This window comes from Acinetobacter sp. NEB149, assembly GCF_012516415.1.
GTDB classification, from domain to species: Bacteria; Pseudomonadota; Gammaproteobacteria; order Pseudomonadales; family Moraxellaceae; genus Acinetobacter; species Acinetobacter lwoffii_V.
The window spans coordinates 400,321-418,385 of the sequence record NZ_CP051208.1 but is presented as its reverse complement, the minus strand read 5'-3'; the positions used below and the strand labels follow the sequence as shown (position 1 = coordinate 418,385).

The 18,065-nt window shown below is 45.8% G+C and carries 11 protein-coding genes; 4 read left to right on the top strand and 7 right to left on the bottom strand.

All coding sequences use genetic code 11. From position 1 onward, the window contains the following. Window positions 1–37 precede the first annotated feature (37 nt). The 3 genes from HGD77_RS01925 (at window position 38) to HGD77_RS01915 (ending at window position 1,666) form a co-directional block, all read left to right on the top strand. On the top strand, window positions 38–499 hold the full coding sequence (locus tag HGD77_RS01925; RefSeq protein WP_004647343.1) for a DUF2147 domain-containing protein: 462 nt from the start codon (window positions 38–40) through the stop codon (window positions 497–499). A gap of 484 nt (window positions 500–983) precedes the next feature. After that, complete coding sequence (locus HGD77_RS01920; RefSeq protein WP_004278573.1) at window positions 984–1,313, top strand: chaperone modulator CbpM; 330 nt, start codon at window positions 984–986, stop codon at window positions 1,311–1,313. Between the two features lie 89 nt (window positions 1,314–1,402). After that, window positions 1,403–1,666, top strand: coding sequence for a YdcH family protein (locus tag HGD77_RS01915; RefSeq protein ID WP_004729352.1), 264 nt, complete (start codon window positions 1,403–1,405; stop codon window positions 1,664–1,666). Window positions 1,667–1,804: 138 nt separating this feature from the next. Here the strand turns inward: HGD77_RS01915 and pnp are convergent, their stop codons facing one another. From pnp to HGD77_RS01885, 6 genes are all read right to left on the bottom strand, one after another. Then, entirely contained in the window at window positions 1,805–3,892 is a 2,088-nt protein-coding gene (pnp, locus tag HGD77_RS01910; RefSeq protein WP_016806862.1) for a polyribonucleotide nucleotidyltransferase, read from the bottom strand. Between the two features lie 260 nt (window positions 3,893–4,152). After that, window positions 4,153–4,422, bottom strand: coding sequence for a 30S ribosomal protein S15 (gene rpsO, locus HGD77_RS01905; RefSeq protein ID WP_004278577.1), 270 nt, complete (start codon window positions 4,420–4,422; stop codon window positions 4,153–4,155). Window positions 4,423–4,700: 278 nt separating this feature from the next. Continuing rightward, window positions 4,701–5,447: an IS5-like element ISAba31 family transposase gene (locus HGD77_RS01900; RefSeq protein WP_155861695.1), complete on the bottom strand. Its 747-nt coding sequence runs from the start codon at window positions 5,445–5,447 to the stop codon at window positions 4,701–4,703. A 729-nt stretch (window positions 5,448–6,176) separates the two neighbouring features. Next, window positions 6,177–7,958 (bottom strand): exodeoxyribonuclease V subunit alpha, encoded by a 1,782-nt coding sequence (gene recD, locus HGD77_RS01895; protein ID WP_004729350.1) that lies wholly within the window; start codon window positions 7,956–7,958, stop codon window positions 6,177–6,179. A gap of 71 nt (window positions 7,959–8,029) precedes the next feature. Then, on the bottom strand, window positions 8,030–12,154 hold the full coding sequence (locus tag HGD77_RS01890; RefSeq protein ID WP_004729349.1) for a UvrD-helicase domain-containing protein: 4,125 nt from the start codon (window positions 12,152–12,154) through the stop codon (window positions 8,030–8,032). A 4-nt stretch (window positions 12,155–12,158) separates the two neighbouring features. Then, on the bottom strand, window positions 12,159–15,863 hold the full coding sequence (locus tag HGD77_RS01885; RefSeq protein WP_168730655.1) for an exodeoxyribonuclease V subunit gamma: 3,705 nt from the start codon (window positions 15,861–15,863) through the stop codon (window positions 12,159–12,161). A 177-nt stretch (window positions 15,864–16,040) separates the two neighbouring features. On the opposite strand from HGD77_RS01885, the gene HGD77_RS01880 reads away from it, so the two are divergent. After that, window positions 16,041–16,541 carry a hypothetical protein gene (locus HGD77_RS01880; RefSeq protein WP_004729343.1) on the top strand — a complete coding sequence of 167 codons (501 nt, stop codon included), beginning with the start codon at window positions 16,041–16,043 and terminating at the stop codon, window positions 16,539–16,541. Between the two features lie 54 nt (window positions 16,542–16,595). Here HGD77_RS01880 and HGD77_RS01875 read toward each other — a convergent pair whose 3' ends face one another. Next, complete coding sequence (locus tag HGD77_RS01875; protein WP_004729341.1) at window positions 16,596–18,014, bottom strand: hypothetical protein; 1,419 nt, start codon at window positions 18,012–18,014, stop codon at window positions 16,596–16,598. Window positions 18,015–18,065 lie beyond the last annotated feature (51 nt).

The window sequence follows — 18,065 nt, the reverse complement described above, 5'->3', positions numbered from 1 at the left end:
TCTAAAATGAATACATCATCAATTTAACAGGTATGTTATGAGAAAATTATTGAATACTCTAGTAATGGGGATGAGTTTAGCCGCAGTTTCTAGCTTGGCCTTTGCCTATGAAGATCCGTTATTGGGTAAATGGAAAACCATCGATGATCAGTCTGGTTATTCTCGTGCGGATGTAGAAATTCGCAAGAAAGCAGATGGCAGTTATGAAGGGGTGATTGTCGAAACACGCAGCCTGCCTGGCGCAGAAAAAATGGGGATCTGTCATAAATGTCCAGGTCAGCTCAAGAACAAGCCCTTTCTAGGCCTGCCGTTTATCTGGGATTTTAAGGCAGATCCGAAAAAGCCACGTGAATACCATGATGGCAAAGTACTTGATCCGATCAGTGGCAAAGTTTATAAGGGTAAAGCACGCTTAAGTGCTAATGGCAAACGTCTGACCTTACGTGGTTATGTGGGGGTATCAGTGATTGGCCGCAGTGTCACCTGGGTAAAATATTAATTTCAGAAAGATTTTCAAAGCCCCTGTATTTGGGGCTTTTTTCTTTGTCATGATTTGAAACAATAAGGTACAAATAAAAACTGTTTTGGGACAGCTAAAGTCATAATAATGGATCGAAGACGGTTATTTTTTATCCATTTATGATGATCAACCTTCAGCCTCGTTCAATTTTGCCCTTTGGTCTGCTTTGCAGCCCTGATATGGCACCCTCTATTCAACACAGGAAAGTGATTGAATACGCTTTGTCGATAACACATAAAATTATAAAAACCACTTCAGCTTTAACCTTCTTTACCTCGCATGCTGCTGATAAAGATCCGGTCAGACCGACTGATTCATCGACTACCAGCACATCCCGACTCTTCACTCATGATCATTTGAGTCATCACTCTGAGTCTGCATGTCCAAGGATTGGAAAGCGTTCTATTTTAGTACCTTCCCTTTCTCCGGATTTTGCACACTTGGCTGTTTAAGGAGTAGACCCATGACTACGATTCAGTATCAAGAAAGTTTTTCCCACGGTTATACCCCCTCAGAAATTATGGACGATCGTTCATTTGACTTGATCCACTTTGCAGAAGCGTGTGGACAAAGCCCGGAATGGGTCATGCAGTTAATTGAACATGGAATTTTACCAAATCGTTCCACAACCCCGACCAGCACTTTCCTCGGTGAAGATATCTCGCGTGCACAACGCGCCTATCGTCTGCAACGCGATTTTGATGCCTCATTTAGCGCCGTTGCCATGATGCTGGACCTCATTGATGAAGTGCAGGAGTTACGCCGCGAGGTCAAACATTTGCACTTCAAGTAAATCCTTTTCATGTTCTATTGATCTGCATTTTTCAGTGCAGATCAGAACATATTTATATTTAATTTTATGATTAGAGTATAAGAATCCCTATGAAAACCAAAGATTGCAATAAGAAAATCAAATACATGTTTCCCGAATACCGCGACTTGATTGTGCAACTTCGCGAGGAAAATCCCTATTTTGCCAAGTTATTCGAGGAACATAATGAGCTGGACAAAGAAATCAGCCAGCTTGAACTTGATCCAGTCAATCATATCAACAATGATATTGAGGCGATCAAGCGTAAAAAACTGAAATTAAAAGATGAAATTTACCGTCTGTTAAAAAGCTCTGAAGCAGATCCCTTAACCTGAGATCAACTGAACACCACATTCAGACCAATACTGAAGCATAAAAAAAGCCCTGAGCCAGCCAAAATAAACACTTTGATCAAGCTCAGGGCTTTTTTATTGTTATTCACATGAATTTTCCCATGTGAATATTTTTAAGAATTAAACTTGTTCGATGTCTTTCATCGTTAATTTAATACGGCCACGGTTATCAACATCCGCAACCTGTACTTTTACTTCCTGACCTTCTTTCAATACATCTGCCACGTTCGCAATGCGTTCGTTTGAGATTTGAGAGATGTGAAGTAAGCCATCAGTACCTGGCAGGATATTTACGAACGCACCGAATTCAACAATACGAATCACTTTACCTGTATAAATTGTACCTGGCTCGATTTCAGCCGTAAGTGCCTGAATCTTGGCAACTGCAGCTTGCGCAGCCGCTTTAGTTTCGCCAAATACGCGAACTGTACCGTTATCTTCGATATCAATCGCCGCTTTAGTTTCTTCAGTAATTGCACGAATGGTCGCGCCGCCTTTACCGATCACATCACGGATTTTATCCGGGTTGATGTTGATCACCTGGAAGGTCGGTGCGTGCATCGAAATTTCAGGACGCGCACGTGAAATCACCTGGTTCATCTCATTCAAGATGTGCATACGACCCGCATAAGCCTGGTTCAATGCAGATTCCATGATCTCTTCAGTGATGCCTTCGATCTTGATGTCCATTTGTAGCGCAGTAATACCGTTTGCAGAACCCGCTACTTTAAAGTCCATGTCGCCCAAGTGATCTTCATCACCCAAGATGTCAGAAAGAACTGCGAAACGCTCGCCTTCTTTCACAAGACCCATCGCGATACCCGCAACTGGTGCTTTCAGTGGAACACCAGCATCCATCAATGATAATGAAGCACCACATACAGACGCCATTGAAGACGAACCGTTAGATTCAGTGATGTCAGATACGATACGGATCACGTACGGGAAGCGGTCAGCCGCAGGAAGTACAGCCTGAACACCACGACGTGCCAGACGACCATGACCGATTTCACGACGTTTAGGACCAGATTCACGACCCGTTTCACCTACAGAGTATGCAGGGAAGTTGTAATGCAACATGAAGTTGTCAGTTTTGGTACCTGCAAGGGTATCCACCATCAACGCATCACGTGTATTACCCAAAGTCGTTGTGACCAAGGCCTGAGTTTCACCACGTGTGAACAATGCAGAACCGTGAGCACGATCCAATACGCCTACTTGTACGTCGATTGCACGAACAGTTTTGGTATCACGACCATCGATACGTGGCTTACCAGACAGGATGTTGTCACGTACAGTACGGTATTTAAGGTCTTCGAACAGCTCATTTACTTCTTCTGCAATCCCCGTTTCGTCATTTTCAGGAACGAACTGTGCCACTGCTTCTGCATAAAGCGCGTCAAGTGCCGCATAACGGTCTTGCTTAACTGCAATCGTGTAAGCTTCAGAGATTTTCGCTTCGAATGCTTCTTTCAATTTACCAAGAAGTTCTTCGTTTTTAACTGGAGCAACCCAAGTTGACTCAACCGCGCCTGCAGCTGCAGCAAATTCTTTGATCGCCTGGATCGCAATTTGCATTTCGTCATGACCGAACAATACAGCGCCCAGCATTTGGTCTTCTGAAAGCTCTTTCGCTTCAGATTCAACCATCAGTACTGCAGATTCCGTACCTGCAACGACAAGATCAAGATCAGACTCTTTAAGTTGTTCAAGGTTTGGGTTCAGGATGTATTCACCGTTGATTAAACCAACGCGCGCGCCACCAATCGGACCACGGAAAGGTGTACCAGCGATAGACAATGCGGCTGAAGTACCTAACATTGCAGCAATGTCAGCATCCATGGTTTTGTCAGAAGAAATCACAGTGGCTGTTACTTGAATTTCGTTGAAGTAACCTTCTGGGAACAACGGACGAATTGGACGATCGATTAAACGAGAGATTAAAGTTTCAGCTTCAGACTGACGGCCTTCACGCTTGCCATAACCACCCGGGATACGACCAGCAGCATATTGCTTTTCTTGGTAGTTAACAGTCAATGGGAAGAAATCTTGACCTGCTTTTGCTTTAGGCTGTGCCACAACAGCAACAAGTACTTGTACGCCGCCCATTGTAATTACAACAGTGTTTGCCTGACGGGCAACACGACCTGTTTCCAGGATAACGTTGTGCTGACCGAATTGGAATTCTTTACGAATAATATTAAACATTGACATGTTTTATTTTTTCCTAGTTCTTGTGAACAATTATTCTAGTGGAGACCCCTAAGGTTTGGCATTCATGACCATATGGACGAGTAAATGACAAAGCTTAGAAGCCGACCTCACCAGATTAAATACTATTTTTAAACACAAAGAAGGAGCGAAATATTCGCCCCTTCCACTGGCTCAGCGCAAAGCTAAGCCGACTTTAGTTTTCAGTAATACAGCACAAAGCATGCAATACACCCGAAAATAAAGTTTAAATCGAATTAACGACGTAAACCTAAAGCACCGATCAATGCTACATAACGACCGTGGTCTTTACCGTTAAGGTAGTCAAGTAGTTTACGACGTTGGTTAACCATACGGATTAGACCGCGACGGCTATGGTGGTCGTGTTTGTGCTCTTTGAAGTGACCTTGTAAGTCATTGATTTGAGCAGTTAAAAGAGCTACTTGAACTTCTGGTGAACCAGTGTCGTTTTCAGCGCGAGCGAATTTAGCCATGATCTCTGCGCGATCTGCGTTAGTTAAAGCCATTCGATTTCTCCGAGATGCTTGTATATTTTGATAAAAATCAAAGTGATGAGAATTCAAAACCTTGACTGCCGTGCATCACTACAGCAAGTTGCATATTTTAAGGGAAAACGCATCAAATTGCAAAAATAGATCCAGATTTTTGCATGGTTTTGGTTGCTCATTGATACAGCTCAGATCCGATGACTCTTGTTCCTTAAAGATTCAGGTTTTGCATTATTTTAATGAAATAAATCCAGAATAAATTAGGGTCTGTTGACATTTACTGTTCATAATTAACCCTATAAAGGTAGCCATAAAAATATACAGGCTAAAGCAACAGAACTTTGATAATTTCTTTTGAGCTTGTCATATCGAGTAGCTATTCCTCTAAATTGCTTTAATCTACAAAACATATTTTCAACTAAATGCCTGATTTTATATAAATACCAGTCCATATGGTCATTGTTCGATTGGCTATTTGTTTTCTTTGGTATATTCGCTTTAGTCCCTGTTTTCCTGATCTGTTCACGCAGTGGTTCTGAATCATAGCCTTTATCTGCACATACCACTTTTGTCTCTTTTAAATCTAATGTTGATATTAAATCAGGTGCAACTTTAACATCATGTGTGGTTCCATCGGTAATCACGAAATCAATAGGATTGCCATGTGCATCAACAATCAAATGTATTTTTGAGGAGTTTCCTCCTACACTTTTAGAAATAGATTGATTCGCTATACCGGCAGAATGTTGATGAGCACGTACATGAGAGCCATCAATAAAAATCCACTCCATATCGGGGCATGAGGCTAGTAATTTGAATAATCTAAGTAACTTACCGCTGCTTGACCAACGATTAAAACGTTTAAAAATAGAGTTTGAATGACCAAAACAACAAGGAATATCTCGCCACGGACAGCCTGTTCTAATTCTATAGAGAATAGCTTCAATAAAATTGCGTAAATTTGAGTTGTGGTGAATGGATAAATTACGCAGAATAACTTTCAACTTTTGCCAGTGTTGATCTGTCAGCATGGTACGAGGCATAGCGAATAGTAAAATTGGGTTTGGCGATTTGATTTTACTACTTCGCTATTTTTTTAAGCTAAAAGTGTCAACACACCCTAAATATAGAAACTCCTTTGAAAAGCCCGCAAACCCTTTAGCTCGCTTGAATCTTCAGCTACTCCCCATAGAAAATGGATAAAAAAAAGCCCGAGTAAACTCGGGCTTTTTGGCGCTGTAGTTCTTTCTCTTATCATTATTATTTATTGTATTATTATGGCGTTTTACGCTTATTATTATTTTCAAACATCCTGTTGAAAAATCATCTTCCTTGTGTGGTAGATTTTGCCATATTCCCACCAGACAACTAGAGGTATTTGCCTCATTTTGATGTAAGCCATTTCGTACATCACAGGGTGAAAATTTGCATAATGTTACATAGCTCTCGTTTTATTTAACGCTATTTACTTAAGTTTACTGGCTAGGGCTGAAAATTTTTACTAAGAAATTAGGATAAAAATCCAGCAAGCTTCCTATAAAAAAATCAGGATATAAAAAAGCCTTGTAGTCTCTCCCAAAACTACAAGGCTTAGCGGCTGTAAGTTTCCTCTTTCACTTACTTCACTGTAAGTTCGCTGTCTACCGACATTATTATTATCATTATGCGATTATGCTCAACTTTCCGTGTTGAGTTATTTTGTAGAACCAATCTTCTCAAAAACCGAGCAAAAGCTCTATGCGTCAATTTCCTGAATCCTTGTAAGCTTTTACCTACAAGATTTGATTATTTTTGCCAATTAAATTACTAGATTGTTCAATGATTTTTTGGCTCAAACCACTTTTCCGGGTAGTTTTAACACAAAGTGCTTGTGTAAAAGCATCATAATCTACCAATAAACTGACCACTTTTTTGGCTCGAGTAATTGCAGTATAAATCAACTCTTTGCTCAATAAATTTTTTGCATATTGATCCAGCACCACTGCCGTATGGGAAAATTCTGAACCTTGAGATTTATGAATGGTCAGCGCAAAAGCGGTTTCAATACTTTTAGGTAAACGGGTGGCTAATACCCATTTTTCCAGACTCGGGAAATACACTTCAAACTGACGTTGACCAGATTGCTCACGTAAAAAACAGATACCAATATCACCATTGGACAGGCCCAACTGATAGTCGTTATAGCTCATCATGACGGGTCGTCCGACATACCAGTCGCCCTGTTTCAACTGACCTTGGGCTGCTAAAAAACGTTGTTCAATCTGTAGATTGATCTTGAGCAGCCCCAGATCACCAGAACGGATTGCCGTTAAAATACGGTAATCATCAAAAGTTTTGACCACCTGTTGCACATAGTGTTCAAAATCAGCTGAGTTTCGTTCTGTTTTTATGGCTTGTACATAAGCCTGATAACCATACATCAGCTGGTCATAATACTGATTCAAACTATGCGCGGTCTGTTCGGTGCCCGAGAGCAGATATTGTAGCTGCAATTGGTCGATTTCGACCTGATCCAAATCGATCGCCTGTAACTCACTGGCTGCCACAATCTGCTGCTCAAATTTCTGCAAGACGTGAGAAGGCTCATGATTCTGCTGGATAAACTCCGCTATTGCGCCAATCTTGGCCCCTGGCGCAAAACGTCGCGTGGTGATTAAATTGACTCGGTTATCCTCCAGAGTCACTACTTGCTGTAAATCTGCCAGTACCGTTCCGACATCCACAGAAGCCAGCTGGTCTGCATCACCGAGTAAAATCAGCCGTGCATGAGACGGTACGGCGGCCAGCAACATCTGTGACAGATTCAAATCCAGCATCGAGGCTTCATCGACCACAATCACATCATAGGGCAAAGGTTGTTTGGCATGAAAGCGTGGCTGTCCGCGAGTACCCAAACCCAATAAGCGATGTAGGGTGACCGGTTGTAACTGTTTTAAGGGTTCTAGCTCAAACTGTTGTAGAGCTTCACTGTGCAAGGCTTTTTGCAGTGCTTCTTTCATGCGCTGTGCGGCCTTTCCGGTAGGTGCTGCCATGGCAATCCGGATATTTGGCAAGGCTTCATGCAGGACCGCAATCATATGCGCCAAGGTATAGGTTTTACCGGTACCCGGACCGCCGGTAATAATATTCAGCGCCTGCCGCGCAACCATTTCCAGTGCCAATTTTTGCTGTGGATCTGACAATAAATTGCGATTACGTTCGGATAAATCAATAGCGGTAACCGGTTGGGCTTTAATCCGAGCAATATGTGAGGCTACCGCCTGCTCCAGCTGCCAGTAACGGTACAAATATAAATGCTGATCTGCACAAATAAATGGTGCAATTCCTGCACTCTGCTGACGGCGGTCTAGAACCAGATTATGTAATAAGGCAACCTGCTGAGGATCAACTTCGATACAGCTATCCCCCGCCTGCATCGCTTCAAGCAATTGCTGGATTAATAATTTTGCTGCCGGATCAAATGCAGCTGTACTGAATGGAGGCCGACACAGATAGTCAATCCAAGCCATTAAATTGGAGTCTTGCTGCGACACGTGATTCTGCTCATTTTCCACACAGTTATCCTCAAAGTTATCCACAGGATAGTTTTCTGTTTAATTTCTATATATTTTATAAAACTGCAAAATCATGCTGATTTTTTCTGCTCAAAATAGCCCAGGATTTGATCCAGTTTTTCTATGAATTCAGTGTCCGGTTGCCAATGATAGGCTCCTTGCTGCGTCTGACCATTCATCCCGCGCAAATACAGATAGGTTGCGCCGCCCAGATGCTGCTGAATCGAATAGCCCTGCATATTGGCACTCAGATAACGATGCAGCGCCACCAGATACAGAGCGGCCTGCAACCAGTAACTGGACTGGCTCATATTCTCCTGAATCGCCTCAGCGCTATATTGCTGCTGATCAGGGCCGAGAAAATTACTTTTATAATCGGCAATATGGTAACGCTGGCCATCAAAATACACCAGATCGATGGAACCGGTCAGATATCGCGCCGACTTGGCTTCATTAAAATCGCTCATGACCATGTCATGTTCGAGAAAAAGCTGATGGATTTGCCAAATCTGCAAAGGGGCATCGGTCAAGGACAGATAAAAAGGAAATTCTGACAGATACTGTTTAGCCTCCAGCTGCGCCAAAGCAAAATCTACCTGAATCGGAGTGGCCAGAATGTCATGTACCCAGTCATGCATCAGGTTCAGCAAAATATCTTCTGTAATCTCGTCCAACAAGCCATCAAAAGCAGTCTGGAAAATACTGTCCACATTCAGCGATTCAGTGCTTGCAGAGCGTGTGAGCTGGGCCACTTCCTGTTCAAAAAACTGGATAAAGGCGTCATCCTCCAGCCCATCGAAATACACCTGAAACTGACCTAAAAATTCTAGCAGACCCGAACGATCGAGCTGTTGTGCCGAGTGAAACAGCTGCTGCCATTGCTGGCGATAAGCTTTGCTTTGGTCATGCAGGCGAATTCCGGTCAATAACTTATAGTTCAGGCTGGACAATACGCGCTGCATACTATGACGCAATTCCTCGGCTTTGAAATCTGCCTGAGCTGTGGCCTGAAACAGGGTTCGCAGATTCACCACAGCGGCCTGATAATGCAGGGAAAAGGCCTGTTCCAGTACACTACGTATATGAAAAGCCTGTTCAAATTTTTCTTTCAGTTCCTGCCAGATTTGCGGTGCGGTATTTTTAAAACGGCGCCGGATTTCCAGATTCCAGTAACTGCTGTCCTGAAAATCGATATGTTCAAAAATGCTGTGCAAGAAAGTTCCGGCCACTGTACCTTTAGGAAAATTCAGCCTAATCCAGTCTAAGGGCACGGCTGCTGGCTGTTCTTCCAGACCGGTAAAATGAATTTCATCGGCAGCACTGTCGGGCTGTTCATAAGCCGTGACCAGATCGTCCTGCAAGATATGTCCATGTAGCTGATGCTGTGACAAAGCCGTAAAACTGGTTTTGGTTCGCGGATAAAACTGCCGCTCTGGCAAAGGTTGCGCCCGCATGTCGACCTGATGATGGTTCGACTGCTCGACCAGGCGCGGTGGCTCCTGAGACAGAGGCGGCTCGACCAGACTTAAAGCATGTTGAAACAGTTGATCTCCCTGATCACGCCAGAAGGCCAGCCCCGAATCGGACTGTGCGTTTTGATCCTGCAGCATGGCATATACTCGGTGACTGGCACGGGTCAGCGCCACATACCAGAGCCGGTGGTTTTCGGCAGCATTACGCGCTGCATTTTGCAGAATCGCCTGCTCATGCAAATTCTTGTGATTGACTGCAATCACCCGGGATTGTTCCAGGATGTTGTCCTGTTCAGGCGCAGACAGGGAAAAATTCAGATTGCCTTTATTCACATCAAAAGCAGCATCTGCTCCCAATAAAAACACCACTTTAAATTCCAGCCCTTTGGAGGCATGAATGGTCATCAGCTGCACCCCATGATCCCCAGACAGCTTGCGTTCTTTTTCGCTGTCCTTGCCTGAAGGTGACTGAAGCTGGCGCAAATACCAGTGATAGAGTTTTTGCGCCCCCTGATAATATTCACTCTGCTGGCTCAGCATCTCGGTCAGATGGCGCAGATTGACCACCACCCGCTCATTGTCCAGACTTTGACTGGCCACCAGATTGGTCCAGACCTGAAACAGGTTCAGTGCATAATTCCAGGCGGTCAAAAAGCCTTTCTCAAACCACATTTCCCGAATTATATCCAGATCCGCAATATAGCGACTGAGGCCTTCACTCTGGCCTTGCAAATCAATCAGTTTTTTCAGATTGAAGCCCAGCAGACGAGTTAGTAAAGCCCGCTTGACCTTGGCCTCATTGAAAGGATCCATGATCGCCGTCAATACGGCCGCGACATCCTGAGCGATGGGACTGGCAAACACGCTCTGTTTGGATTCTTTATAGCAGGGAATACCCATACGTTGCAGACGCTGCTTCACCTGTTCCAGAGCAAAATGTCCAAACCCCAGTACGGCGATATCATCTGCGCTCAGGCTTTGCTGATGCTCTTGCTGCTGAAAGTACAGTTGCTGCTGGGCAGACTGATTCAGCAATGCACGGATTTTCCAGGCCACCTGGTCTGCCTCCAGGTCCGATTCACCTAGCTGAATCCATCGTAAAGGCTGCGGGTTGATCCTGCCCATATCGACCAGATCTGGATGCGGGCGACTACCGGCCTGAATCAAGGTGTACTGCACCTGTTCACCAAAATCCATTTGCCGCTGGAACAGCGCATCAACCACTTCTACGAGTGGTTTGACTGACCGATGGTTCTGCATCAGGGTATATTCGCGGCCCTGTTTATGCAGCACATCGGCATGTGCCTTGTTATAGGTGAGCATATCGCCGCCACGGAAACCGTAAATTGCCTGTTTCGGATCACCGACCATAATCATGCAGCCGGACTGCACCCGGTTGGCATCACGCCAGATCTTGGCCAGCAAATCATCCTGATCCTGATTGGTGTCCTGAAATTCATCGACCAGAATCAGCGGATAACGTGCCTGTACAAACTGGGAAAAACGCTGTCCCTGCTGGCCTTGCAATGCTTCCGCCAATGTACGAATTTGCTGGGAAAAAGTGGTTTCACCCTGCTGCTGCAAGGTTTGTGGCAAACGGGTCTGCACACTTTGAATAATATGAAATTCCAGATAGGTCGTAAGCTGTTGCAGCTGCTCATCCAGATACTGTTTGACCTCACACAGCGCATCAATTGCCACGATCAGACTATGTTGCAAAATCAGCTGCTGCTCTGCATCCGGACAGCTTTTGTTAAAGACCTGAGTGGTCGGCTGGAAATCGGTTTTCTTGCGGCGCAAATGGCACAGATTCAGTAAAATCGGCTGCAATTCAGCATCAAAGAAACTCATGCCACCCTGATTTTTCAGGGCTGCGCTCCAGGTCATAAAGTTTTCACAAATTTCGGTTAACTTGGTCAAAAAACTCTTGTGAAAATACTTCGGACTTTCCTGACAATAACGCCGCATGACGGCAAGATCATGCTCCTGAATACTCACTAATTGACTGATGCAGGCTTCCAATTTGTTCAGGTCACATTCAGCCGGTTCGATCTTGCGGAAATGCTGCTTGCTGAAATTCAGGGCATCACGCACCAGCCCGGTATAATGCTCCACCGGCTTCAGCAGATTCTGGACATACAGATGATTGACCATATATTGCGGCTGTTGCTGAATCCAGTCACGCAGCACATCATGAATCAGCTGCTGGATATACAGATCCTGATCTTCGGTCAGTTCTGCACGTTCAATCTTGCCACTTTCAAAGGCAAATTCACGTAACAGTTTCTGGCTAAAGCTGTCCAGGGTGCCGACAAACAGTTCATCCAGCTGGTTCAGCACCAGACGTAAACGGCGACGGGCATAATCCAGCCGTGAACCATAATCTTTCAGCACCTGCTGAAATAAAGGATCGGTTTCATTCTGGATTTTTGCTGTGATTTCAACTGAATTGAGCTGCTGATGACGCTGGATATAAGCCAGCGTTTCCTCGACGCGAAGCCGTACCCGGTTTTTCAGTTCAGCCGTGGCCTTACGGGTAAATGTCGTCGCAATCACCTGATGCGGATAATACTGGTCCAGAAAAATCCGCACCATCAGACTGGACAAGGTGTAGGTCTTGCCGGTTCCTGCCGAGGCTTCAATCCAGTGCAGACCACGGAATTTCATGTCTTGAATCGGATTGGTGAAAATGGCTGTTTGCATCTGCTGCTTTAATAAAGTCATACGGCTATTTCACCCACTCCAGATGTTGATGAATCGGCGCATACAGGCCATGAGCAAAATCATGGCAGCAATTTTGCAAGGCTATATCTGGATCCTGATCCTGCAAAATAAATTGCCAGTCCTGATGCAGCAGACTGGATTCATCCGACGCCAAAGGTTTGGCACTCTCATAGCTGTTGTTCCAGGCCTTTAGCAATTCCGGCATTTCCACAATGGTCATCTTGCCCTGTTCATTCTCGGCCCACTGCCACTCTTTTTTCATCAGTAATTCCGCCGGCAAGACCAGCGGCTGCTGTTGACCAATTTCCCAGGCCTTTAACCAGAGCTGCAAATACTCATGTGCCTTGCTCGAACTCAAGCCAGAAAACTTCAGGGTTTTATTACTGAAAATGACAATGCGCTCCAGTTCTGGTGAGCGTGCATCGTCATTCAAGTAAGCCAGCCATAGCAGATACTCCAGCCAGATCTGGGCACGGCGTTTTTCCGAGGCCGAAGAGGATTGCATACTCAGCCAGTAGCTGCTGTGTGGAACCTGAGGCACGTTTATATGAATGATCAGTTCAGGACTGAACTGCAGGGATTGTTGGGTGACTGGCGTCAGTTCTTTGCCCAACTGTAGCAAACGTTCTTGCAATAACTGCTGTTCCTGCTGGCTGCCCAGCCAGGTGGCTTGCTGGGTTTTGCCCACCGGCAAACGGTCTAGCATCAGGTTTGGCTCAATCTCCTGCTCTTGTTGTAACAGGAAATCCCGCACCTGATACTGTTCCAGCTTGTTCAATAATAAGGGTTCCCGGGAGCTCGGCAAATCGGCATAGCGAATCGTGGAAACCCCGACACTTTTCAGGAATAGACGTGCCGGGAAAATCATATCGCGGATCCATTCATCACCTTTGAGTACCCGGATTTCTTTTTGTTCTAGTGCCGGATAATGTGCATTAATCCAGCTGCTGCGTTTGCCTTCGGCGCTGCGGATATATTCTGCCACTGCAAACCACTGATCCTGATAACGTGGTGTCTGCATATCTGCGAATCCGGCCGGATCAAAAGGCTGCAAGGGATGTACATGATAAAGCTGCTGGATATGTTGAGCGACCGATAGACCATGAATATCCACCATCGGATCGACTTCGACATCCGGCTGTTCAGACTGGCAGATCAGCGCGATATGCTGAACCAGTTCCTGCAAGGCAGTGGATGGATCGCGAGCCTCACCATCCTCCAGATCAAAGCCATTATAGAACAGCCATAGATTTTCCTGTGCCAGCAGCAAGGCATCCAGAAAAGCGCCCTGCTCGTCATCCAGACGGGAACGGTCACCAAGTTGCGGCTTCAGGCTGCGCATCAGGTCAAACGGAACCTGTTGATTGCGGCTCGGAAATTTACCGCTATCCAGATTCAGCATCACCACCAGTTTATAAGGCAATGGCCGGATCTGCCCAATCTGGCTAAAAGTAATCTGTCCAGTCGGTTCGGCCTGATCCAGCTGCATCTCCAGGGTATTCTGAATTTCTTCCAGCACATAAGGCAGAGGCAGACTGAGTGCCACCAGCTCCTGACTGGCATGTGGATCATCCTGATCATGATAATCGGCCAAGGTCAGCATCCGCATTTGCTTGTCGATAATCTCGGCAACAGTTTTGAGTGATTCTACCCCGGCATCACGAAATTCATTCAGATCAGCACGCAGATATTCCAGCCAGGTTTTTACCGGCGTGCGTTGTCCAGTTTCATGCAAAGTCAGCCATTCACGGCGCTCTACCAGATCCTGATAAATTCGGATCAGGGTGGATATCAAGGGAAAATCACTGGTCAGAACCTTAGCATAACTCAAGGTGTCCTGAAACAGGGTATGTTCAGGAATCGCCAGACCCAACGCCAGACGGTCCAGCGCGAATTTAAAGCTAAAACGGTAATCCTCATCGCCTGCGCTCAGGCTTTGCTGTAAATGCTGCTGGTCCAGTCCACGCTTGAAGCCGGCATCTGTCAGCAACAGTAACATCCGTTCTACCTGACTATAGTCCAGAGCATAATACTGCTGGGTGGCATTCAGGCTGAGCCAGTCGGCAAAGTCCTCAATACTGAAACGGCGCCGTACCCATTGAATCCGGCCCAGTACCGCGCGCCAGGCATTGCTGACATCCAGACGCGACACCCCGGCAATCTGGATCGGTAAATACAGGTTATCTTTCTGCAGACGTTTGCTGCCGATCTCACGCTCACGTGGTGGTGGCGCAAAGACACTACGAATTGCCGGTTCCAGTTCTTTCAAACTTGGCGTCAACACCAGAATATCACTCGGCTGACGCGGCGCGTCATTCGTATCTTGAGCCAGCCAGTTAATCAGCTGTTCTTTGAGGACTTCCAGCTGACGTAATGAAGAATGACAGACATGAATCTGTACCGAATCATCGTCAGGGCTTAAAGCATATTGATGCTGTTCAGGTTCCAATAAATACAGGATGTCCGACTGGATTTTGGCTAGCAGTTTGTCCTGATATTCATCGACAAAGACATCAGCCCAGAGACCTTCTTCCCCCGAAGACAGTTTTGAGAGTAAAGAGAAATGATCCCGTGCCTGCTTGCCAAATCGGGTCAGGAGCGGATGCCGCGATTCCCGGTCTTCGGCATTAAAGTTTAGCTGCTTGATCCTGAAATCTTTTATTTCCGCATCATTCGGTTGACGTTGACGGGTTTTTTCAAAACGCTGAATAAAGCGCTCTTCCCGCTGCAAATCAAATCTGGCTTTCCAGTCGGGATCGACACTGTCCGCCCAGTATTCCTGTGAGGGGTTGAAGTGGAAAATATAGATATCAATGTACTGGCCCAGACGGCGTAAAAAATCCAGCTGGCTCGGTGGCAGTTCTAGCAGGCTAAATACCACAATCTGCGCCGGCAATCGTTTTAGAGCCTGGGCTCGGGTTTCTGCATTTTCCAGCCGATCCCAATACAGGCGTTCAATCTCCAGGATTTTGGCATAATCATCCTGAAATACATGCTGCCACAACCAGCGTTGCCAGGCTTCCAGTTCACGCGCCTGAATCTTGACAAAATCCGCCACCTGCATCTCATGACCATTTTCATCTTTGGGGCTATAGATCATTTGCTCGATATCGAGCGCAATATCCTGCCCCCAGGACTCTAACCAGTTACTCGGACAACCACAGTTGTTTGGAGGACAGTTACGCGCGCAATAACCGCGATAATCCATATAATGGCTAAACAAACGCGACACCTGCTCCGCCACCCAGTATAGCATGCTCTGTTTTTTCAGCTGTTTTTCTGTGCCCTGTTCCAGCCGGTCGGCACTGTCATAAATCCGCTTCACAATGGAATACAGTGGATGATCGACATCTAAAGGAATCTGTTCAGGCAGAATGCATTTTCGCAGCGCCTGAAACACGCGCCATTTGATGATAATGCGCGGAATATTGGCTTCACGGACCTGCTCCACTTCTTTAGGCGCATTCAATACCCATTGATAAGAAGTCCATTGAAAGGCGCGAATCCGGTGATGAAACTGGGTATTGGCGCTAATGCCTTTTTTCTCGGCAATTTTCTGGGTCAGCCAAGTTTCTACTGCCGGAGATGGCACAATAAAGTGCCGGGTTTGTAACACCTCAAATGGATTTCGGGCAGTCTGGTTGACAATACGCAGCATACTATCCAAAAGCACATCAATACGTTGACTCTGAATAACATGGATGGCCATTGTTTCCCCTGAACTGCTGAATATGGTTTTTACTACAAAACGATAAAGATTATTTACTATACATCCCGAGCGCTCTATGACACTTTAAAACCACACTTCAGTCGAAAAATTTCTTTGAAAAAAGCATCTTAAAGATGCTTGAATAGAAAAAAACAACATAGAGCTTAGGTAGTGCCCATGAAATTAGATAAAATTCCTGAACGTCTCGATCCGAGCCTAGATTTAGAACAAATCCGCGCCGAGTGCCTGGAACTCACCAAAAAACGCGCCTATTATTCTGCCGGTGCTGCGGTTATTCCAGTGCCGTTTATGGACGTGGTCATTGATATCGGTATCTTGTCGCAATTGATTCCCGAGATCAATGCCCGCTTCGGCCTGGCGCCTGACCAGATCAGTGTCTACGATCCGAAAACCCGTCAGATTCACTGGCAGGAGCTGCGTAAACGCGGCGTAGAATTTTCTGGTCTGGTGGTCGCACGTACGGCAGTTAAAAAATCTTTGAACAATGTTGCAGCGAAAGTGATCACAAAGCAAGTCACAAAATTCATTCCGCTGGGCGGCCAACTGGTGGCGGCAAGTCTGGGCTATTTTGTCATGAAAAAGATTGCTGAAGCACATGTAGAGGAATGCTACCGTGCAGCTAAAAATATCCAGCAAAAACAGGTGGCGCAAGGTTAAAATCCGGGTGAGCTGAATTTTTGCAGCCCTCTAGACACTCTTACTTCAGGCAGATTATTCTGCCTGAAGCTGTTTTAAAATAGCCTTTAATACTTCGACCCGTGCGGTATGTTTATCATCAGACGCGATAATGTGCCAAGGCGCTTCCTCAGTCGAAGTATGTTCAAACATATCGGCTGCCGCTTTCAGATAATCGTCCCAGCGCTCCCGGTTACGCCAGTCTTCTTCAGTAATTTTAAAACGCTTATGCGGTGTATCTTCACGCGCCTTGAACCGTGCTGCCTGTTCCTCTTTAGAAATGGCCAGCCAGATTTTCACAATCACCGTTTGATGCTTGACCAGGCTCTGTTCAAAACGGTTAATTTCCGCATAAGCTCGCTGCCATTCTACCGGACTAGAAAACCCTTCTACCCGTTCTACCAATACCCGACCATACCAGGAACGGTCAAAAATGCAGATATCATCATCGGTTTGCAGCTTGGTCCAGAAGCGCCATAAATAAGGACGGCTCAGCTCATATTTTTCTGGTGCGGCAATGGTATGAATTTCATATTCACGTGGATCCAGTTTTTTGACAATCCGCTTGATCGCGCCGCCCTTGCCAGCAGCATCCATGCCCTCAAACAGAATTACCACATTACGCGAATCGGAACGCATGGCTTTGGCGACCTTCGCGGTTAATTTTTTTAGTTCCGGTTTGTAATCTTCTGGCTGGGCTTGAGTCTTGGAAGGATGTTTTAACTGCTCGGGAATCTTGGCCTGTTTCCATCTTCCCTTGGCTCTGGCGGGATGATCCGGACAATGTTTCAAGGCACTCAGGATATACTGGGCAAATTGCTGGTCGCGCTGCTGCTCATCTTCGCCATCAATAATGAACCAGTCCTCGGTAAAGCGCTGACGCAGGCGCTGCAAGGTGTCATATTCTTTGCGATTGCGCCAGTCCAGACCATGCAGTTGATGCCAGTGAGTTTCACTCGGATCCATGGCATCCAGACGTTTTTGCAAGACTTTCCAGGACAGGTCAAACCAGACCTTGATCACATCGACATGGTTATTTTTCAGGTCCTGTTCAAAGGCCTGCATCTCTTGCAGATATTCATCAAACTGTGCATCACTCAGCGGGCTTTCAGCTTGCATGGCACTGCCAAGCAGATCACTGTACCAGTTACCAAACAGCACCATGATCTGGCCTTCGGCAGGAATAAAACGTGCATAAGGTTGCCACAAGGTCTGCTTCGGGCCGGCTAGCTGAGGCTTATCGGCTTTCACACGCAAATAGCGCGGATCGACCCATTCACGTAACTGTTTAACCGCTTCACCCTTGCCGGCCAGTTCAATGCCATTCACCAGAATCACCAGACTTTTGGCATTTTTCTGGCCCCGGGTCTTTTTTAAATTATATTGGGCATCAATCAGCTCGACAGACAGCTGATCTTCATCCATTAACTGAAATTGTGGTTGTTCCATACGCATCTTCAACCCTGATCTTTTAGTCTGTTTGCAGTATAGCGAGGAGTTTCAGCG